The sequence below is a fragment of the Lysobacter sp. FW306-1B-D06B genome (genome assembly GCF_038446665.1).
Taxonomy (GTDB): domain Bacteria; phylum Pseudomonadota; class Gammaproteobacteria; order Xanthomonadales; family Xanthomonadaceae; genus Lysobacter_J.
This window is the reverse complement of sequence record NZ_CP151802.1, coordinates 426,362-446,440: the sequence shown is the minus strand read 5'-3', so window position 1 is coordinate 446,440 and position 20,079 is coordinate 426,362. Positions and strand designations below refer to the sequence as shown.

The 20,079-nt window shown below is 69.1% G+C and carries 18 protein-coding genes and 1 pseudogene; 10 read left to right on the top strand and 9 right to left on the bottom strand.

Annotated elements, in window-relative coordinates:
• The first annotated feature begins 96 nt into the window (after window positions 1-96).
• From speA to AAFF32_RS02020, 3 genes are read left to right on the top strand one after another with little or no spacing between them, the layout of a single operon-like run.
• The gene (gene speA / locus AAFF32_RS02030; protein ID WP_216965282.1) at window positions 97-1,986 is read left to right on the top strand and encodes an arginine decarboxylase; all 1,890 of its coding nucleotides are present in this window, start codon (window positions 97-99) and stop codon (window positions 1,984-1,986) included.
• Between the two features lie 8 nt (window positions 1,987-1,994).
• Complete coding sequence (locus AAFF32_RS02025; protein WP_216965415.1) at window positions 1,995-2,249, top strand: YciI family protein; 255 nt, start codon at window positions 1,995-1,997, stop codon at window positions 2,247-2,249.
• A complete protein-coding gene (locus AAFF32_RS02020) occupies window positions 2,230-3,144 on the top strand; it encodes an NAD(P)-dependent oxidoreductase (RefSeq protein WP_256448150.1) in 915 nt (304 codons plus the stop codon). Before AAFF32_RS02025 ends, AAFF32_RS02020 begins: the two co-directional genes overlap by 20 nt.
• 75 nt (window positions 3,145-3,219) lie before the next feature.
• On the opposite strand, the gene AAFF32_RS02015 is transcribed toward AAFF32_RS02020, so the two are convergent.
• From AAFF32_RS02015 to radC, 4 genes are all read right to left on the bottom strand, one after another.
• Window positions 3,220-3,615 carry a hypothetical protein gene (locus AAFF32_RS02015; RefSeq protein WP_342316306.1) on the bottom strand — a complete coding sequence of 132 codons (396 nt, stop codon included), beginning with the start codon at window positions 3,613-3,615 and terminating at the stop codon, window positions 3,220-3,222.
• Window positions 3,616-3,727: 112 nt separating this feature from the next.
• Window positions 3,728-4,582: an SPOR domain-containing protein gene (locus AAFF32_RS02010; protein ID WP_216965287.1), complete on the bottom strand. Its 855-nt coding sequence runs from the start codon at window positions 4,580-4,582 to the stop codon at window positions 3,728-3,730.
• Window positions 4,583-6,271 (bottom strand): arginine--tRNA ligase, encoded by a 1,689-nt coding sequence (gene argS, locus AAFF32_RS02005; RefSeq protein WP_216965289.1) that lies wholly within the window; start codon window positions 6,269-6,271, stop codon window positions 4,583-4,585.
• 63 nt (window positions 6,272-6,334) lie between these two features.
• Entirely contained in the window at window positions 6,335-7,009 is a 675-nt protein-coding gene (gene radC, locus AAFF32_RS02000; protein WP_216965291.1) for a DNA repair protein RadC, read from the bottom strand.
• Window positions 7,010-7,217: 208 nt separating this feature from the next.
• Here radC and coaBC point away from each other — a divergent pair.
• From coaBC to AAFF32_RS01985, 3 genes and pseudogenes are all read left to right on the top strand, one after another.
• Window positions 7,218-8,440: pseudogene (gene coaBC / locus AAFF32_RS01995) on the top strand (bifunctional phosphopantothenoylcysteine decarboxylase/phosphopantothenate--cysteine ligase CoaBC).
• A gap of 84 nt (window positions 8,441-8,524) precedes the next feature.
• A complete protein-coding gene (gene dut, locus AAFF32_RS01990) occupies window positions 8,525-8,983 on the top strand; it encodes a dUTP diphosphatase (protein ID WP_216965293.1) in 459 nt (152 codons plus the stop codon).
• 14 nt (window positions 8,984-8,997) lie between these two features.
• Entirely contained in the window at window positions 8,998-11,316 is a 2,319-nt protein-coding gene (locus AAFF32_RS01985; protein ID WP_254200797.1) for a phosphomannomutase/phosphoglucomutase, read from the top strand.
• 69 nt (window positions 11,317-11,385) lie between these two features.
• On the opposite strand, the gene AAFF32_RS01980 is transcribed toward AAFF32_RS01985, so the two are convergent.
• From AAFF32_RS01980 to AAFF32_RS01970, 3 genes are all read right to left on the bottom strand, one after another.
• Window positions 11,386-12,027 (bottom strand): hypothetical protein, encoded by a 642-nt coding sequence (locus AAFF32_RS01980; protein ID WP_216965295.1) that lies wholly within the window; start codon window positions 12,025-12,027, stop codon window positions 11,386-11,388.
• Window positions 12,028-12,102: 75 nt separating this feature from the next.
• The gene (gene pyrE / locus AAFF32_RS01975; RefSeq protein WP_342316305.1) at window positions 12,103-12,774 is read right to left on the bottom strand and encodes an orotate phosphoribosyltransferase; all 672 of its coding nucleotides are present in this window, start codon (window positions 12,772-12,774) and stop codon (window positions 12,103-12,105) included.
• Window positions 12,771-13,292 (bottom strand): GNAT family N-acetyltransferase, encoded by a 522-nt coding sequence (locus AAFF32_RS01970; RefSeq protein WP_216965299.1) that lies wholly within the window; start codon window positions 13,290-13,292, stop codon window positions 12,771-12,773. Before AAFF32_RS01970 ends, pyrE begins: the two co-directional genes overlap by 4 nt.
• Before the next feature lie 77 nt (window positions 13,293-13,369).
• Between AAFF32_RS01970 and AAFF32_RS01965 the strand changes: the two genes are divergently transcribed.
• The 3 genes from AAFF32_RS01965 to AAFF32_RS01955 are packed head-to-tail and all read left to right on the top strand — an operon-like array spanning window position 13,370 to window position 15,901.
• Window positions 13,370-14,143: an exodeoxyribonuclease III gene (locus AAFF32_RS01965; RefSeq protein WP_216965301.1), complete on the top strand. Its 774-nt coding sequence runs from the start codon at window positions 13,370-13,372 to the stop codon at window positions 14,141-14,143.
• Window positions 14,133-15,530 (top strand): MFS transporter, encoded by a 1,398-nt coding sequence (locus tag AAFF32_RS01960; protein WP_216965303.1) that lies wholly within the window; start codon window positions 14,133-14,135, stop codon window positions 15,528-15,530. The genes AAFF32_RS01965 and AAFF32_RS01960 overlap by 11 nt, the downstream gene beginning before the upstream one ends.
• Window positions 15,531-15,565: 35 nt before the next feature.
• Window positions 15,566-15,901 carry a hypothetical protein gene (locus AAFF32_RS01955; protein WP_216965305.1) on the top strand — a complete coding sequence of 112 codons (336 nt, stop codon included), beginning with the start codon at window positions 15,566-15,568 and terminating at the stop codon, window positions 15,899-15,901.
• 3 nt (window positions 15,902-15,904) lie between these two features.
• Here the strand turns inward: AAFF32_RS01955 and AAFF32_RS01950 are convergent, their stop codons facing one another.
• Together AAFF32_RS01950 and AAFF32_RS01945 are read right to left on the bottom strand one after the other, a co-directional pair.
• Window positions 15,905-17,080 carry an anhydro-N-acetylmuramic acid kinase gene (locus AAFF32_RS01950; RefSeq protein ID WP_342316304.1) on the bottom strand — a complete coding sequence of 392 codons (1,176 nt, stop codon included), beginning with the start codon at window positions 17,078-17,080 and terminating at the stop codon, window positions 15,905-15,907.
• Window position 17,081: 1 nt separating this feature from the next.
• Complete coding sequence (locus AAFF32_RS01945) at window positions 17,082-18,527, bottom strand: peptidoglycan DD-metalloendopeptidase family protein (RefSeq protein WP_216965309.1); 1,446 nt, start codon at window positions 18,525-18,527, stop codon at window positions 17,082-17,084.
• A gap of 193 nt (window positions 18,528-18,720) precedes the next feature.
• Between AAFF32_RS01945 and tyrS the strand changes: the two genes are divergently transcribed.
• Complete coding sequence (gene tyrS, locus AAFF32_RS01940) at window positions 18,721-19,947, top strand: tyrosine--tRNA ligase (RefSeq protein ID WP_342316303.1); 1,227 nt, start codon at window positions 18,721-18,723, stop codon at window positions 19,945-19,947.
• Window positions 19,948-20,079 lie beyond the last annotated feature (132 nt).

Sequence of the window (20,079 nt, the reverse complement as noted above, 5' to 3'; positions counted from 1 at the left end):
GTCGCGCGTCCGGGCGCTGCCTTCAGCATGAGGACGGGCCCGTCCGGCGCCGGGCTGTAGAATGCGCGTCCCCCCGCCTCCCCCGGTACCCCGCCGATGTCCGACTGGTCGCTCGATCAGGCCCGCAAGACCTACTCGATTCCGCACTGGTCGGAAGGTTATTTCGACGTCGGCGCGAGCGGGCAGGTCCTGGTGCGCCCGCGCGGCGCGAAAGGCCCGGCGATTTCGCTGCCGGCGGTGGTCGACGCCGCCCGGGCCAACGGCGCCAAGCTGCCGCTGCTGGTGCGCTTCCCGGACATCCTCGGCGACCGCCTGGGCAAGTTGCAGGCCGCTTTCGCGCAGGCGCAGGCCGAATGGGACTACGCCGGCGGCTACACCGCCGTGTACCCGATCAAGGTGAACCAGCACCGCGGCGTCGCCGGAACGCTGGCCTCGCACCGCGGCGAGGGCTTCGGCCTGGAGGCCGGCAGCAAGCCGGAGCTGATGGCCGTGCTCGCGCTGTCGCGCCCGGGCGGCCTGATCGTCTGCAACGGCTACAAGGACCGCGAGTACATCCGCCTGGCGCTGATCGGCCGCAAGCTCGGCCTGCAGACCTACATCGTCATCGAAAAGCCCTCCGAGCTGGCGCTGGTGATGGAAGAAGCCGCCGCGCTGGGCGTGACGCCGGGCCTGGGTGTGCGCATGCGCCTGGCCTCGCTGGGCGCCGGCAAGTGGCAGAACAGCGGCGGCGACAAGGCCAAGTTCGGCCTCTCGCCGCGCCAGGTGCTGGACCTGTGGAAGAAGCTGCGCGACACCGGCATGTCCGACACGCTGCAGCTGCTGCATTTCCACATGGGCTCGCAGATCTCCAACGTGCGCGACATCGCCAACGGCATGCGCGAGGCGACGCGCTATTTCGTCGAGCTCTCGCGCCTGGGCGCGAACATCCGTTACATGGATGTCGGCGGCGGATTGGGCATCGACTACGAAGGCACGCGCTCGCGTGGCTACTGCTCGATCAACTACGGCGTGCAGCAGTACGCCAACAGCATCGTGCAGCCGCTGTCGGAAGCCTGCGCCGAGAACGGCCTGGTGCCGCCGCGCATCGTCACCGAATGCGGCCGCGCGATGACCGCGCACCACGCCGTGCTGGTGGCGAACGTGTCGGAAGTCGAGGAAGCGCCGGAAGGCCGCATTCCCGACGTGCACGACGACGAGCCGTCGGTGATCCGTCACTTGCGCGAGGTCTACAACGAACTCGAACAGCGCCCGCCGGTGGAGCTGTTCCACGAAGCGCAGCACCACCACAGCGAGGGCTTGGCGCTGTACGCGCTCGGCCAGCTCGACCTGGTGCACCGCGCGCGCATCGACGACCTGTTCTATGCGATCGCGCACGACGTGCGCAAACGCCTGAGCTACGACGAGAAGAGCCACCGCGAGCTGCTGGACGAACTCAACGATCGTCTCGTCGACAAGTACTTCGTCAATTTCAGCGTGTTCGAATCGATTCCGGACGTGTGGGCGATCGACCAGGTGTTTCCGATCGTGCCGATCGAGCGCCTGGACGAGGAACCCACCCGCCGCGGCGTTTTGGCCGACATGACCTGCGATTCCGACGGCACGGTGAAGACCTACGTCGAGAACGAGGGCCTGGACACCTCGCTGCCGTTGCACGCGCCGCGCAGCGGAGAGAGCTACCGACTGGGCTTCTTCCTGGTGGGTGCGTACCAGGAAATCCTCGGCGACATCCACAACCTGTTCGGCGACACCGACGCTGTGGAAGTGCGCATCGAAGGCGATGACTACCAGCTCACCCAGCAGCGCCGTGGCGACACCACGGACGTGATGCTCGACTACGTCGGCTACCGCCTGGACGACCTGCGCGCCGCCTACCGCGAGAAGGTCGCCGCCGCCGCGCTGCCGGCGGACGAGGCCGCGCGCCTGGACGCCGCGCTGGAAAACGGCCTGACCGGCTACACCTACCTCGACGACGCGCCGCTGGCATGAGCGCGACGCTGAAGCGCTACCTTGTGCTGGCCCGCAGGACGCCCGGGTTCGACCCGGCCGTCATCGGCCCGCACCACGCGTACCTGGACGCCTTGCGGCGCCAGGGCCGGCTGGAGCTCGCCGGGCCGTTCTCCGACAAGAGTGGCGGCGCGTACCTGCTGAAGGCGGCGGACCTGGACGAAGCCACGGAGCTTGCACGGACCGATCCGCTTCATCTCAGTGGCGCCTCGGATGTCACGGTTTTTGAATGGAACGCCGCCTGACGCGGATCGTTTCCTCCCTCGCAAAACGGAAGTATCGAAAATGAAATCAGGGTTCATTGGCCTGGGCGCGATGGGCGCACCGATGGCTCGCTACCTGCACGCCAAGGGCCTGCTCACTGCGGTGGGCAACCGCACTCAGTCCAAGGCCGATGCGCTGGCCGCGGAGCTGAGCGTGCGGGCGGCGCGTTCGGCGGCGAACTTCGCCGACTGCGATGTGGTCGTGCTGTGCGTCTCGCTGGACGCCGACGTGCTGGAGAACGTCAACGCGCTCGCCGAGGTCCTCAAGCCCGGCGCGGTGGTGATCGACCATTCCACGGTCGCCGTCGACACCGCGCGTCGCTGCGCGGCGCTGCTGGCGCAGCACGACATCGCCTTCCTCGACGCGCCGGTGTCCGGCGGCGTGGAGGGCGCGCGCAACGGCAAGCTGTCGGTGATGGTGGGCGGCGACGCCGAAGTGCTCGAGCGCGTGCACGAGGTCATCGACTGCTACGCCGCGCGCATCACGCACATGGGCGCCACCGGCGCGGGCCAGGCGACGAAGGCGGTGAACCAGGTGCTGGTCGCCGGCATCAACGAGGCGGTGAGCGAAGGCCTGGCGCTGGGCGAGAAGCTCGGCCTGGATCCGGACAAGCTGCTTCCCACGCTGATGGCCGGCGCGGCGAGCAACTGGTTCCTCGAAAAGCGCGGCGCGACGATGCTGCGCGACGAGTTCACGCCGGGCTTCAAGTGCGCGCACATGCTCAAGGACCTGCGCATCGTCTCGGCGATCGCGCGCGACAGCGGCCTGCGCATGAGCACCGTGGAGCAGGCGCTGGCCGATTACGCCGAACTGATCGAGCGCGGCCAGGGCGAGTCCGACACCTCGGCGCTGATCACGCTCAAGCGCGACGGTTGAGGGTTCGCGCGGCGCGCGGCGAAAGGCGGGCCGCGAAGACAGCGTCGCGGTCGCGCGAGGCGACCGCCGGCGGGATCATCCCGCCGCCCGACGGGCTCCGAACCGCGCACCGACCTGCGCGCCGAGGAAGGCGCCCAGCCAGGCCAGCACGAGATTCAGCACGATCGCCAGCTGGTTGAAGCGCCAGACCTTGGCCAGCGTCATCTCCGGCTGCACCGTCACCATCACGAACAGCACCAGCGCCCACAGCAGGGCGACGAGCCCGAGCGCGAACCACCAGAAGCGCGCGCCGCCGATCGCGCCGCCCACGAACGCGGCGGCGAAGACGCCGGCCACATCGAGCAGCGGCAGCTCGCCCCAGGGAGTGGCCTGCACATGGTGCAGGCGCGCGCCGAACATGAAACTGATGAGAGCGAACAGCATCAGCGTCAGCAGCGACGCGATGCAGCCCGAAAGAATGCGCTTGTCCATCCCTTCCCCAGTGATCCCGTGCGGGATGGGCGCAGTCTAGCCGCGCGGCGGGGCGGGTGCGGTGATCGCGGTCGCGGCTTGCGGCGCGACCGCGCGGATCACGTCAGGGCGATCACTTGACCTTGATCGCCATCGCCTGCAGCCCGCCGCCGGCGAGCTTGCGCTTGGCGTCGGCCAGATCGCTGGCGGTGCCGTACGGCCCCATGCGCACGCGGTAGACCGTGTTGCCATTGATGTTGGCCGATTCGACGCGCGCGCTCAGGCCGAGCATCGCGATGCGCGCCTTCATCTCCTCCGCCTGGCCCGAGGCCTGGAAGGCGCCGGCCTGCAGCAGGTAGCGCGTGCCGTCGTCGCCGGTCGCCGCGGGCGCCGTCGAAGTGGATGCGGGCGTCGAAGGTGCCGGCGTCGGAGCGGGGCTCGTCGCCGGTGCGGTGCCGGCGGTCGTCGTCGGCGTGCGCGCCGGGACGGTGTCGGTCTCCACCGGACGCGGCAGCGCCGTCGTCGTCTGCGCGGGCTGCGCCGGCTTCGCGGGCTCGGCCGCAGCGTCGTCGTCCGTCGGGCGCGCGCGCTTGTTGCGCTCGGCCTCGCGGCGGGCTTCGGCCTTCTCGCTGGCGGCGAGTTCGGCGTCGGACATCGGCACTTCCTTGCCCGGCAGCAGGGTGTAGAAGTCGTAGTCGGTGTCCTTCTTCGCCGGCTCGGTGTTCGAGCGCTTGCTGCCCTTCGCCGGCGCAGGCGTGGCCTCGTCGGCGATGGCTTCCTGATCGGCGCCGCTGGCCTGGGCCGGCTGCGCGTCGGGGTTGGGCTGCGGGCGGAAGAAGCCGTCGCCGTTGGACTTGAGGTACTTGGGTGCGACCAGGATCACCACGACGGCCAGCAGCACGCCGAGGATCATCCAGGCCCAGCCCGGCAGGCCGCTGTCGCCGCCGGAATTACGCTTCGCTTGCGATTTGCCGCGACGTGCTGCCACTTACATCACCTCGGGGGCGCTCACGCCCAGCAGTTCGAGACCGTTCGCCAGTACCTGTCGCGTCGCCATCGCGAGCACCAGACGCGCGTCGCGGACGTCGGCGTCGTCGACCAGGAACTGGTGGTCGTTGTAGTACGTCTGGAACGTCTGCGCCAGTTCGAGCAGGTAGGCGGCGATCTGGTGCGGTTCCAGATCGCGGCCGGCGGTTTCCACCACGTCCGGGTAGCGCAGCAGCGTGGCGATCAGCTCGCGCGCGGCGACGTCGTCCAGGTCGAGCGGTTGCGCCAGTCCGTTGGCGGCGTCGTAGGACAGGCCACGCTCCTTCAGCTGGCGCATCAGGCCGTGCATGCGCGCGTGCGAGACCTGCACGTAGTACACGGGGTTGTCGAGCGACTGGCTGCGCGCGAAATCGATGTCGAAGATGAGCTGCGAGTCGGGCTTGCGCGCGATCAGGAACCAGCGCGTGGCATCGCGGCCGACCTCGTCGACGAGGTCGCGCAGCGTGACGTAGCTGCCGGCGCGCTTGGACAGCTTCACTTCCTCGCCGCCGCGCATGACCGTGACCATCTGATGCAGCATGTACTCCGGCCAGCCCTTCGGAATGCCGCAGTCCAGCGCCTGCAGGCCGGCCTTCACGCGAGCCAGCGAACCGTGGTGGTCGGCGCCCAGTTCGGTGATCGCGCGCTCGTAGCCGCGCAGCCACTTGCTGCGGTGATAGGCGACGTCGGGCACGAAGTAGGTGTACGTGCCGTCGGACTTGCGCATCACGCGGTCCTTGTCGTCGCCGAAGTCGGTGGTGCGCAGCCACAGCGCGCCGCCTTCCTCGTAGGTGTGCCCGTGGGCGATCAGCTCGGCCACGGTTTCCTCCACCTTGCCCTCGGTGTAGAGCGAGGATTCCAGGAAGTAGACGTCGAAGCCGACGCCGTAGGCTTCCAGGTCCAGGTTCTGCTCGCGGCGCAGGTAGGCGACGGCGAACTGGCGGATGGCGTCGAGGTCGTTCGCGTCCTTTGCAGCGACGACGGTGTGGCCTTCGACTTCGACGCTCTCGCCACGCAGGTAGGCGGCTGCGACGTCCTTGATGTAGTCGCCGCGGTAGCCGTCTTCCGGCCAGTCCGGATGCTCCGGCCCCTTGCCCTGCGCACGCGCCTGCACCGAGATGGCGAGGTTGTTGATCTGCGCGCCGGCGTCGTTGTAGTAGAACTCGCGCGCCACGTCCCAGCCGTTGGCGTCGAGCACACGCGCGATGCAATCGCCGATCACCGCCGCGCGGCCGTGGCCGACATGCAGCGGGCCGGTCGGGTTGGCCGACACGTATTCCACGCCGGCGCGGTGGCCCTTGCCGATGTCGTTGCGGCCGTACGCGGCACCGCGCTCGAGCACCTGCCCGATCTGGCGACGCCAGGCGGCTTCGTCGACGTAGAAGTTGATAAAGCCCGGGCCGGCGATCTCGACCTTCGCCAGGTCCTGCGTGACGGGCAGCGCATCGACCAGCGCCTGCGCGATCGCGCGCGGGTTCGACTTGGCCGGCTTGGCCAGCAACATGGCGGCGTTGGTGGAGAAATCGCCTTGGCCCGCGTTCTTGGGACGCTCGATCACGAACTCGGGCGTGGCCAGATCGGCCGGCAGGGTGCCGGCGGCGCGGAGGGCGTCGATGGCCTGCGCCACCAGGGCGCGGAGAGTGGATTTCACGGGAGTCTGCGGGGTATTGCGGGACCGCGCATTGTACGCGAGCGGGCGTGCCCGGCCGGCCGTTCACAGCCAGCCCCGCGCCGCCAGCGAGACCGGCGTGCCGTCGCCCACGACGATGTGGTCGAGCAGGCGCACATCCACCAGCGACAGCGCTTCCTTCAGCCGTGCGGTGATGCTGCGGTCGGCGGCGCTGGGTTCGGGGTTGCCGCTGGGGTGGTTGTGGCCGCAGATGGCCGCCGCGGCGTTGAGCGCCAGGGCGCGGCGGGCCACTTCACGCGGGTGCACCTGGGCGCCGTCGATGGTGCCCTGGAACAGCTCCTCGAAGGCGATCGCGCGGTGCCGCGTGTCCAGGAACAGCACGGCGAACACCTCCCGCGGCCGTCCCCGCAGGCGGCGCGCGAAGTACTGCCCGGCGACGAGCGGGTCGGTCAGCAGCGCTCCGCGTTCCAGTGCGGCGCCAACCAGGCGTTGTCCGAGCTCCAGCGCGGCCGCCAGCTGGCAGACCCGGGCCGGGCCCAGGCCGGGCAGGGCCATCAACTGGTCCGGTGGGCGTTCGAGCAGGGTGCGCAGCGGCCCGTGGGATTTCAGCAGGCCCCGCGCCGTGCTCACTGCGTCGCGGCCTCGCAGTCCCGATCCGAGGAAGATGGCCAGCAGCTGCGCATCGGAAAGCGCGCCGGCGCCGTGGGCCAGCAGGCGTTCGCGGGGACGCTCGTCGACGGGCCAGTTTCGGATGTGCATGTACGGGGCGGCCTGATGGAAAGGGAAGGGAAGCGGGCGGCCGGCGCCGTCGTGCACTCGCATCTGCACCTGCGCCGGGAGGACGCCGGAAGCCGGCGACGGCCGTCCGCCGTGCGCAAATTCCAGCAGCTTGTCGCAGCTCGCGCAGGCGGGCGCGGCAGTGCGTTCGGGTAAGCTAAATGCCGATTCAGCGGTAGGTATTTCCCAGATGGTCGAGCCCGGCTCCCTGCGCGGACACAAGATCCTGCTGTGCGTTTGCGGCGGCATCGCCGCGTACAAATCGGCCGAGCTGGTGCGACGGTTGCGCGATGCCGGCGCCGAGGTGACGGTGGCGATGACGCAGAACGCACAGCACTTCGTCGGCACGACCACGTTCCAGGCGCTGTCGGGCAAGCCGGTGCGCACCTCGCTTTGGGACGCTGCCGCCGAGGCCGCGATGGGCCACATCGAACTGGCGCGCTGGGCCGACCGCATCGTCGTCGCACCGGCGACGGCGAACACGCTCGCCAAGCTTGCGCACGGATTCGCGGACGACCTGGTCAGCACGCTGTGCCTGGCGACCACCGCGCCGATCACCGTCGCCCCGGCGATGAACCACCGCATGTGGCTGCATCCGGCCACGCAGGCCAACATCGCCACCTTGCGCGAGCGCGGCGTGGACGTGGTCGGCCCCAACGACGGGCCGCTTGCGGAAGGCGAATCGGGCCCGGGTCGCATGAGCGAGCCAGCGGAGATCCTCGCCGCGGTCGCGAAGGCGTTCGCATGAGCACCGCCGCCGCCCTGCGGGGTCTTCGCATCCTGGTCAGCGCCGGGCCGACGTTCGAGGACATCGACCCGGTGCGTTTCATCGGCAACCGCAGCAGCGGCAAGATGGGGTTCGCCCTTGCGCAGGCGGCCGCGCAGCGCGGCGCGCAGGTCGTGCTGGTGGCCGGCCCGGTGTCGCTGCCCACGCCCGAAGGCGTCAGTCGCATCGACGTGCGATCGGCCGCGCAGATGCACGAGGCCGTGCTGTCGCAGTTGCCGGCCGACGTCTACATCGGCGCGGCGGCGGTGGCGGATTTCGCGCCCGCGCAGGCGGCCTCGAACAAGATCAAGAAGACCGCCGGCCAGGACACGCTGACCCTGACGCTGGTGCGCACGCGCGACATCCTCGCCGACATCGCCGGCCATGCGCAGCGGCCGCGGCTGGTGGTGGGCTTTGCCGCCGAGACCGACCACGTCGAGGCCTACGCGCGCGGAAAGCTGGAGAACAAGCGCCTGGACCTCATCGCCGCCAACCGCGTCGGCGTTGCCGGCAGCGGCTTCGAAAGCGACGACAACACACTGTCGGTCTACGCCGCCGACGGCGCGGCGCACGTGCTGGGGCCGGCCCCCAAGACCGTGCTGGCCGGGGAGCTGCTCGACCTCATCGCCGCGCGCCTGACGGCCTGATCGCGCCGACTTGGCACGACCCTTGCGTCACCCAACACGCACGCGTCGCCGGGGACACTGGCGCGCCTCAACCCGATGGACCGCATGAACCACACGCTCGAACTGAAGATCCTCGACGCCCGCTTCGGCAGTGAATGGCCGCTGCCGACCTATGCCACGCCCGCCAGCGCCGGCCTGGACCTGCGCGCGGCGCTGGAGGAACCGCTGACGTTGCAGCCGGGCGATGCCTCGCTGGTGCCCTCGGGGCTGGCGATCCATCTGGGCGATCCGACGATGTGCGCGGTGATCCTGCCGCGCTCGGGCCTGGGGCATAAGCACGGCATCGTATTGGGCAACGGCACGGGGCTGATCGACGCCGATTACCAGGGGCCGCTGCTCATCAGCGTATGGAACCGCGGTCGCGAGGCTTTTACGATGCAGCCGGGGGACCGCATCGCCCAGCTCGTGATCCTGCCGATCGTTCGGGCGACGCTTGAGGTGGTGGACGAATTCGAAACCAGCGCGCGCGGAACCGGCGGCTTCGGCCACACCGGCGTGCGCTGACAAAGGGGATGTCGATGAAGGGTCTGGAAAAGGGACAACTGTCGGCCTCGGCCGCACAGCTGAAGGTGATGCTGCCGCTGGTCGCCGCGTTGCTCGCGGTGCTGGCGGCGTGGTTCGCATGGACCGGCTTGGGCCTGCACCGCGACGGCACGCGCCGGCTGGCGATCACCGAAGCCCGCAACACCGCGATCGACGCCGCCGTGAAGGCATTGACGGCCGAACAGAAGCAGCTCACCGAGCGCCTGGCGGCGCCGACCCTGCAAGCCGCACTGGCCGCGGGCGATCTGGCCGCGGCCTCGCAGGAGCTCGGCAAGGGCTGGCCGGGCGCGACGGATGCCGCCGTGCTTCCGCTGGACCTGACCGCCGAGTACGCCGCGCTGCCCAAGGGCGGTTACGGCCGGCTGGGGGTGATCGAAGCCGCCGTCGCCGCGGACCGTCCGGTGGCCGGATTGCTGCGCCAGGGCAGCGGCACGCAGCTGGCGCTGGCCGCGCCGGCGCGCACCGCGACGCAGACCGTCGGCGTGGCCTATGTGCGCCTGCCGATCACGCGGGTCAGCGCCGGCCTGGACCAGGCCGACGTCGCCGACGACAGCTACCTGGCCTTGCGCCAGGGCGGCTTCACCGCGATCGAGCGCGGCGATACGTCCCTGTCCGGCGGTGCCGAGGCACTGGCCGCCAAGGTGCCCGGCAGCGACCTGCGCGTCGCCGCGGCCGTGCCGGACGTGGCCGGTGGCCCGCTGGGCATGGACGCGCTGGGCTGCTTCATTGCCGCGGGCGTGCTGGCACTGCTGGCGTTCCTGACCTGGCGCGCCCCGCATTTCGCGGCTCGCCGGAAGAAGACCGACGAGGTCGACGAGGGTTCGGTGCAGACGCTGGCGGAGAGCCTCGAAGCGCTCCCGCCGGTCCCGGTCGCGGCCCCCGTGGCCGCACCCAAGCCGGCGATGCCGTCGGCGTCCATCGCCATCGACCGCGGCATCTTCCGCGCCTACGACATCCGCGGCGTGGTCGGCCAGTCGCTCGACGCCGGCGTGGCGGAGCTGATCGGTCACTCCATCGGCTCGCTGATGCACGAGAAGGGCATGACCGACATCGTCGTGGGCCGCGACGGCCGCCTGTCCGGTCCTGCGCTGGTGGAAGGTTTGATCACCGGCCTGCGCAAGGCCGGCCGCAACGTCATCGACATCGGCCTGGCGCCGACGCCGGTGGTCTATTTCGGCGCGTACCACCTGCGTGCGGGCTCGTGCGTGTCGGTCACCGGCAGCCACAACCCGCCGGACTACAACGGCTTCAAGGTGGTCGTCGGCGGCGAGACGCTGTCCGGCGACGCCATCACCGACCTGTATTCGCGCATCGCCGACGACCGCCTGCACCTGGGCGACCTGGGCTCGCTGGTCGAGCGCGACATCTCCGAGGACTACGTCCAGCGCATCGCCTCCGACGTGCAGATCGACCGCCCGCTGCGCGTGGTGGTCGACGCCGGCAACGGCGTGGCCGGCGAGATCGGCCCGCGCGTGCTGGCCGCCATCGGTGCCGACGTCACGCCGCTGTATTGCGACATCGACGGCACCTTCCCGAACCACCATCCGGACCCGAGCGAGCCGCACAACCTCACCGACCTGATCCGCATGGTGCAGCGCCTGGAGGCCGACATCGGCATCGCCTTCGACGGCGACGGCGACCGCCTGGGCGTGGTCACGCGCGAGGGCGAGAACATCTTCCCGGATCGCCTGCTGATGCTCTTCGCCGCCGACGTGCTCGAACGCAACCCGGGCGCGGTGATCCTGTTCGACGTGAAGTGCACCGGCCGCCTGCCGGGGCACATCCTGCGCCACGGCGGCAGCCCGCTGATGTGGAAGACGGGCCACTCGCTGATCAAGGCCAAGATGCGCGAGACCGACGCGGAACTGGCCGGCGAGATGAGCGGCCACTTCTTCTTCAAGGAGCGCTGGTACGGCTTCGACGACGGCATCTACGCCGCCGCGCGCCTGCTGGAAATCCTCGCCGCGCAGCCGCGCACGCCGACCGAAACGCTGGCCGCCCTGCCCAACGGCGTGTCGACGCCGGAGATCAAGGTCGACGCGCCCGAAGGCGACCCGCACAGCTTCGTGGACTGGTTCCGCGACGAGGCCAAGTTCGAGGGCGCACGCCTGTCGACCATCGACGGCCTGCGCGTGGACTGGCCGGACGGCTGGGGCCTGGTGCGTGCGTCCAACACCACGCCGGTGCTGGTCATGCGTTTCGATGCCGACTCGCCCGAGGCGCTGGCGCGCATCAAGGCGGACTTCCGCACCCAGTTGCTGGCGCTGCGGCCGGACCTGTCGCTGCCGTTCTGACGGCGGCGGGGGGGAAAACAAAAAGGCCGGCGGTGCGAACCGCCGGCCTTTTGCATTCAGGGGTGGAACTCAGCCGTTGCCGGGCTTCTTCAGCGCGTGATAGCGCTCCAGCGCCGCGGCGAGTTCCTCGTCGATCACCTCGCGCTCGGCGAGTTGCTGCACCAGCAGCGCCTGCTGGCGCAGCAACTGGTCGTGCTGGATGCGCACGTTGTCCTGCGTCGGCTTGGGCACCGGCTTTCCGGAAAGTTCGTTCTCGCCGGCGCGGCGCAGCAGGCTGACCAGGGTCGAGCGACGACCCTCCACGCCCAGGCGCGAGGCCTTGATCGACTCGTCCATCACCGCCTGGCGTTCGCCGAACGCGCGGCGCAGGTCGGCTTCGGTGGCGTAGGACTCGGCCATCGCCCGGTCGCGGCGGTCCTTGGCTTCGGCGATCGCCGCGGCCTCCTGATTGAGCTTGGCTTGGGCGCTCGCCGCTTCGCGTTCCTCGTCGGTCAGCGCGCGCGCGACCTGGCCCGTCGCCATGCCGCTCTTCGCGTTGAACTCGGTGCGCGCGCTGTCCACCGCATGCGCCGGCAGCGCATCGCCGCACACCTTGGCGCCGTTCTCGTTCCAGCAATACAGCTTCTTGCCCGCACCGCTCTTCTGGGCGAAGGCGATGCCGGTCGTGGCAAGCATCAAGGTGCAAGCGAGCAGCGGCAGAGTGCGGTTCATGAAGTCAGTAAAGTCCGAAAGACTTGTCGGGAATCATCCAGACAGCATGCAAGACGCACGCCATGCGGAACTGCGTCACACTTCTTCGCTGCCGTAGGCGTCGCAATAGGCGAGCAGGCGTGCGCGCTGGGCCGCCAGTTCGGCGTGATCGCTAGCGAACGCAAGCAGATCGGTCAGCGTGGCCACGGCGATGACGGGCAGGCCATGGTCGGCCGCGACCGTTTGTGCCGCAGAGCGTCGTGTTTTGGCCGGGTCGACGGCCTCCTGTCGGTCCAGCGCGATGACGATGCCCGCGACTTCGCCGCCGGCGTCGGCGATCAGGCCGAGCGCTTCGCGGATCGCGGTGCCGGCGGTGATCACGTCGTCCACGATCAGCACGCGCCGACCCTGCAGCGGTGCGCCGATCAGGTTGCCGCCTTCGCCATGCGTCTTGGCTTCCTTGCGGTTGAAGGCCACCGGCAGGTCGCGGCCGCGATTCGCGTACTCGCAGGCCAGCGCGGTCGCCAGCGGAATGCCCTTGTAGGCCGGCCCGAACAGCAGGTCGAAGGCGACGCCGTGCGCGTCCACCGCGTCGGCGTAGCAGGCGGCCAGACCGGCCAGCGCCGCGCCGGAATCGAAGCGCCCGGCGTTGAAGAAGTACGGGCTCTGGCGCCCGGACTTCAGGGTGAACTCGCCGAAGCGCAGGGCGTCGGCGCGCAGCGCCAGGTCGAGGAAACGGGCGCGATGGTCGGTGCGTGGGTCGTTCATGTCGTTGGATGCGGGGGGAGTGAATGCAGCATCACATGCTGCGGGCCGGCGCTGCCGCCGTGGAAGAGTTCGCCGGTGTCGGTGAATCCGGCCTTGAGGTACGACGCGATCGCCGGGGCGTTCGCGCAGTTCACCGTGAGCACCAGCAGCCTGCGGTCGGGGTAACGCGTGCGCAGATCCTCGCAGCAGGCGGTCATCGCGCCGGTGCCGTATCCGCGGCCCTGCTGGTGCTGGTCGATGACGAAGGCGCGCAGGCCCACGCTCGGCACGCCGAGCGTGCGGCCGACGACCGCGTTGGGGGCGAAATCCAGTCGGTAGAAGCCCACCACCGTGTCGTCCGCGAACACACCCATCGCCTCGCTCATCGGGTCGCGCAGGGTGTCGCCGAGGTTGAAGGCGGTGTCGCCGATGTAGCGGTACTGGTCCGGCGTCACGCGCAATGCCCGCACGGCGCGCGCGGCGGCACTGTCGGGGTCCACGATGGGTTCCACTCGGACGCGGGCGGTGACGACGGACATGGCGTGCATGATAGCCCTGCGCCCGTGCCCGGCCGTGCGAGAGGCTATGATCGTGCGCATATCGTCGTGGAGTGCGCATGCGCATCGTCAGCTTCAATGCCAATGGCCTGCGCTCGGCGGCCAACAAGGGATTCTTCGACTGGTTCCGCACGCAGGACGCGGATGTCCTGTGCGTTCAGGAAACCAAGGCGCAGGAGCACCAGCTGGCCGGCCCGCAATTCCTGCCCGAGGGTTATCGCGCCTGGTTCAAGGACGCCATCACCAAGAAGGGCTACAGCGGCGTGGCCATCTACAGCCGGCGCGAACCCGATGAGGTGCGCACGAGCATGGGCTGGGCGCCGTTCGACGACGAGGGCCGCTACATCGAGGCCCGCTTCGGAAACCTGAGCGTGGTGTCGTTCTACATCCCGTCCGGTTCTTCGGGCGAGTTGCGCCAGGGCTTCAAGTTCGAAGTGATGGACTGGCTCAAGCCGCACCTGGACGAGTGGCTCGCCAGCGGTCGCGACTACGTGCTGTGCGGCGACTGGAACATCGTGCGCTCGCGCCTGGACATCAAGAACTGGACGAGCAACCAGAAGAACTCCGGCTGCCTTCCGCCGGAGCGCGACTGGCTCAACGGCCTGTGCATCGACTCCACCGGCTGGGTCGACGCGTACCGCGCGCTGCATGCGGAAGGGCAGGATTACACGTGGTGGAGCAACCGCGGCGCCGCGCGCGCCAACAACGTCGGTTGGCGCATCGACTACCAGCTGGTCACGCCGGGACTGGCGTCGAAGCTGAAGGCCTGCTCGATCCTGCGCGAACCGCGCTTCTCCGACCACGCACCTTTCAGCGTCGACTATGACCTCTGAAACCGCGCCGGCCGCCGAGCCGAAGCTGAAGGGCTGGCGTCTGGTCGCCGCCAATCTGAGTGAGCGCAAGGTGCTGGTGATGCTGTTGCTGGGCTTCAGCTCCGGCATCCCGATCTACCTGGTGGGCAACACGCTCGGCTTCTGGATGCGCGAGAACGCGATCGAGCTGTCGACGATCGGTTTCCTGTCGTGGGTGGGCCTGGCGTATTCGCTGAAGTTCCTGTGGGCGCCGTTGATCGACAAGGCCGACGCGCCCGTGCTGGGACGGCTGCTCGGTCGCCGGCGCGGCTGGATGCTGTTGTCGCAGATCGTGGTGGCCATCGCGCTGGTCGGCATGGCGCTGGTGCAGCCGCTGCACGGCGAGCTGATGCTCGCCGGTGTCGCGCTTGACCAGCTGCTCGTGTTCGGCGCACTCGCGCTGGTGGTGGCCTTCGCCTCGGCGACGCAGGACATCGTCATCGACGCCTGGCGCATCGAGATCGCTTCCGGCAACGAACAGCTGGGCCTGCTCACGTCGAGTTCCGCGCTGGGTTACCGCGGCGCCCTGCTGGTCACCGATTCGCTGATCCTGATCTTCGCTGCGCACATCGGCTGGTCGATGTCCTACGAGTTGATGGCGCTGCTGATGGGCGTGGGCGTGGTCGCCACGTTCATGGCGCGCGAGCCGGCGGCGGCGGTGCGCGCCGTCACGCTGCCGCATGCGCCGTTGCTGTCGGCGCAGGGCATGTACGACGCGATCGTCGCGCCGTTCATCGTGTTCTTCCGCGACCATGGCCGCTGGGCGCTGGTGATGCTGCTGGCGATCAGCCTCTACCGCCTGCCGGATTTCGTGCTGGGCCCGATGGCCAATCCGTTCTACGCGGACCTGGGCATCGACAAGGCGACGGTGGGCGCGGTGCGCGGTACGTTCGGGCTGGGGGCGACGATCCTGGGAATCGCCGCCGCAGGCCTGTGCGCGGTGCGCTTCGGTGCCTTCGCCACCCTCATGGCCGGCGCCGTGCTGGGGCCGGGCTCGAACCTGGCGTTCTCATACCTGGCCCTGCACGGGGCCGACGCCGGGGTCTTCACGGCGGTGATGGCCATCGACAACTTCTGCAGCGGCTTCGCCGGCGTGGCGCTGATCGCCTACATGTCCAGCCTGGTCAATCTCGGCCACACGGCCACCCAGTACGCGCTGCTCAGTTCGTTCTACGCCCTGCCGGGCAAGGTGCTGAAGGGCCTGTCGGGCTGGACCATCGAACAACTGGAAGTGGGCCGCAGTTTGCTGGAGGCCTATTCGCTATTCTTCGCAGGTACGGCCCTGATCGGCATTCCCGCCCTGCTGTTGTGCCTGATCCTGACCGCACGCCGTCCCGGCGCCGGCCTCAACGCGCCCGCGGTGCAATGACCCGGTAACCCCGTGCCGGGGAGGGGAAACACGTTATGACCGACATCATCCTGCACGACATCGACCCGCTGCTGCTGGACCGCATCAAGCGCGTGGCGGCCACGCGCAGCTGGCCGCTGCAGGAAGCGCTGATGCACCTGCTCGAACACGGGCTGTTCGCCTGCGAGGCCGAACTGGCCGCGCGCTTCACCGACACCGACGCGATGGCGCTGCAGGCGGCGATCGCCGCGCTGGAAGGGGTTCCCAGCGATCCCGGTTTCTCGAAGATCGGGCGCATGGAGCGTCCGCACGACGTCAACGTCGCGCCGCTGGAACAGGCCGGCCTGACCGACGTCGACCGCGACCTGATGGCGTACGCGCAGAAATCCTGAGGATCACGCCGCCGGGTGGATCGCGCCGAGCACGCGCGGGCCGATCGCACCGGTGACGCTGGGCAGGTTGCCCGGGCGCCCCGACAGGGTTTGACGCGCCAGCCAGGCGAAACCCATGGCCTCGACGAAATCCGGATCCACGCCGTGACGGGCGGTCGATTCGACGATGACGCCCGGCAGCTGCGCGCCGATACGCTCGAGCAGGCGCGGATTGTGCACGCCGCCGCCGCAGGCCAGCACGCGTCGCGTACCGGGCTGGTGCGCGCGCAGGGCGTCGGCGATCGTGATGGCACTCAACTCCAGCAACGTCGCCTGCACGCCGGCCGGCGTCTCGTCGCCCTCCAGGCGGCGTTCGACCCAGGCCAGATGGAAGTGCTCGCGGCCGGTGCTCTTGGGCGGCGGCAGCATGAACCAGGGTTCGTCGAGCAGGCGCACCAGTAGCTCGGCATCGACCTGCCCCTGCGCCGCGAACGCTCCGCCCGCGTCGTAAGCCGCGCCGGTGTGGCGCAGGCACCAGGCGTCCAGTAGGCAGTTCGCCGGGCCCGTGTCGAACCCGCGCACCGTGCCCTGCGCCGGCAACAGCGTGAAATTGGCGATCCCGCCCAGATTCAGTGCGGCGCGATCCTCGGCCGCGCTGTGCAGCAGATCGGCGTGCAGCGCCGGCAAAAGCGGCGCGCCATGGCCACCGGCGGCGACATCGCGACGGCGGAAGTCGGAGACGGTGGCGATGCCGGTGCGCTCGGCGATCAGCCCGCCGTCGCCCATCTGCCAGGTGAAGGGATGGCGGCCGTCGAAGCGCGCGCCGTCCGGACGATGCCGCACCGTCTGGCCGTGCGAACCGATCGCGCGGACGTCCGTGGCCGGCACGCCAGCGACTTCGAGCAGGCGGGTTGCGGCGGCGGCGAAGGCTTCGGCGATCTGCACGTCCAGCGTGCCCAGCTCGTCCAGCGATTGCGCGTCCGAGCCCTGGCCCAGTGCGACGAGGCGTTCGCGCAGCGACGTCTCCCAGGCGAAGGTGCGCCCGAGCAGGAGTTCGCAGCCGGCAGGTGCGCTTGCGGAGTTGGAAGACTGGAAGCGCACCAGCGCGGCATCGATGCCGTCGGCGCTGGTGCCGGAGATCAGGCCGACGAAGAGCCCGTCGAGCGGGCCGCCGGTCGGCCCGGCCGCGAGTGCGGGCATGTCAGGCCTTGGTCTTGGCCGGCTTCTTCGCCTTGGCGACGGCCACCGGCGTGGCGGCGTCACCGGCGTCGGCGTAGATGATGTTCTCGACCTTCTGGATCCGTGCCAGCGCGACCGAGGTCTGCGCGCGGAACTGCGCCAGCGCGGCACCCGACAGCGGCTCCGGCGGCGGCATCGTGATCGACAGCGGGTTGCGGTGCACGCCGTTGACGCGGAATTCGTAATGCAGGTGCGGGCCGGTCGACATGCCGGTGCTGCCGACGTAGCCGATCACCGTGCCCTGCGCGATGCGCTGGCCCGGACGGATCTTGCCGATGCGCGACATGTGGCCGTACAGCGTGCTGTAGCCGCGGCCGTGGTCGAGGACGACGGCATTGCCGTAGCCGCCCTGCCAGCCGGCCGAGACGACGCGCGCGTCGCCGGCGGCCATGATCGGCGTGCCGGTGCGTGCGGCGTAGTCCACGCCCTTGTGCATGCGCGTGCGGCCCAGGACCGGGTGCTTGCGCGTGCCGAAGTTCGAGGTCAGGCGCGCATACGGAATCGGCATGCGGATGAAGCTCTTCTTCAGCGGACGGCCGTCGCCGGTGAAGTATTCGGACTTGCCGTCGCGCTCGAAGCGGAAACCGGTGTGCAGCTTGCCGCCGGTGGTGAAGGTCGCCGCCAGCACCGGGCCGGTGCGCAGCAGCTCGCCCTCGCGCCAGGTCTGCTCGACCACCACGCTAAAGCGGTCGTCGGCGCCGACGTCTTCGTTGAAGTCGATGTCGTACTTGAAGATCTCGTCGGTCAGCGTGTTGATGTTGCTGCCCGTCAGGCCCAGCTTGCGCGCCGAACGGAACAACGACTTGCCGACCTTGCCGCTGATCACGACGGTGCGGCTTTCGGTGGGCCGGACGACGACCTTCTCGGTGACCTTGTCGCCGGTGAGCGAAAGCTCGACGCGGTGGCTGTCGTCGCGGTCGTAGCGGAAGGTGCGCAGTTCGCCGCTGACGGGAAGATCGAAGGCGAGTTCGCTGCCCGGCTTCAGGCGGGTGAGGACGGCTTTGTCGCCCGGAACCGCTTCGAGCAGGCGGTGCATGGTCGAGGCCGGCAGGTCCAGATCGTTGAACACGGCGCCCAGCGTCTGGCCGCGCTCCACGCGTACGACCTGCCAGCTGTCGCCGTTATGGCCCTTCAAGCGCGCCAGCGGCAGCGGCGGCAGCGAAAGCGCCAGTGAGCTGCGCTGCGCATGCAGCGGCTGTACGTTGGAAGTGGGGCCGAAACCCGGCACGATCGCCGCGACGAGTACGCCGAGCGTCGCAAACAGGCTCGCATGCGCCCAATGGCGGCGCGTCCAGCGACCATTGAATCCGCCGGAAACCTGCGTGGCGGGCACCGAACGGTGCAGAGCGGCTTCACGAAGCGCCTTGAGGCGTTGGCGCCGGTCTGTACCGTTCTCGGATGCAGTCATGTTGGAGTCCCGCGCGCAGGTGTGAAGGCTATGTGGCGGCGTTACCATAGAGCTGCGAGCAGTGTGCGTCAAACCCTTGAACTGAATAGGGTTTTTGTTTGGGCCCTTGGCCCGGTATGTTTAACCGTCCTTTAACCCAATTCCATGATCGTGATCGCAACTCGCGTTCACCATTCACGTAGCGAGTCCCACTTTGTCCCCCCAGACCCCCGCCCCCGACCAAGACGCCCTCGACCTGATCTCCCGTGGCGCAGACGAGATCCTCAAGCGTGAGGAGCTCGAGGCCCGGTTGAAGCTCGGCCGGCCCCTGCGCATCAAGGCCGGCTTCGACCCGACCGCCCCCGACCTGCATCTGGGCCACACGGTCCTGCTCAACAAGATGCGGCAGTTCCAGGACCTGGGGCACCAGGTGATCTTCCTGATCGGCGACTTCACCGGAATGATCGGCGACCCGACCGGCAAGAACGTCACCCGCAAGCCGCTCACGCGCGAGGACGTGCTCACCAACGCGGAGACCTACGCCGAGCAGGTTTTCAAGGTGCTGGACAAAGAGCGCACCGAAGTGCGCTTCAACTCCGAGTGGTTCGGCCAGATGGGCGCGGCCGACATGATCAAGCTCGCCGCGCAGCACACCGTGGCGCGCATGCTGGAGCGCGACGACTTCGCCAAGCGCTACGCCGCGCAGCAGTCGATCGCGATCCACGAGTTCCTGTATCCGCTGGTGCAGGGCTACGACTCGGTCGCGCTGAAGGCGGACGTCGAACTCGGCGGTACGGACCAGAAGTTCAACCTGTTGATGGGGCGCGGCCTGCAGGAGCATTACGGCCAGCCGCCGCAGATCGTGCTGACCATGCCGCTGCTGGAGGGCCTGGACGGCGTCAACAAGATGTCCAAGTCGCTGGGCAACTACATCGGCATCAACGAACCGGCGATCGACATCGTCACCAAGACGATGAAGATCGACGACGTGCTGATGTGGCGCTGGATCGACCTGCTGAGCTTCGAGATCGGAATCGCACAGGCGGCGCAGTTCAAGCGCGATATCGAGGCCGGACAGCTCAATCCGCGCGATCTGAAGATGCGCCTGGCGCGCGAACTGGCGGCGCGCTTCCACGGCGAATCCGCGGCGGAACAGGCGGTGGCCGGCTGGAATGCCGCCGTTCGCGGCGAGGGAGATACCGCGTCGCTGCCGATCACCGATGTCGCGGTGCCGGCCGAGGGGCTGCGCATTTCGGCACTGCTGACGGCGGCGGGCCTCACGCCCAGCAACTCCGAAGCGAACCGCAAGCTCAAGGAGCGCGCGGTGCGCATAGATGGCGAAGTGATCGAAGACGCGCAACGTGTATTCGCCGTTGGCTTTGAAGGTGTATTGGCGGTCGGCAAGCGCACGTTCGCGCGCGTCCGCCTCGTGTCCGCTTGAGCTGTTTCTTCTTGCCAAACGCATCACGGCGCATGGCGTGATGCGTTATTCACCAAGCGCGCAAAAGAATTCGCTGCAACCCCTTCCAAATCCCGATATGCATGTGCACAATGCGCGCCCCGCCAAGGTGAA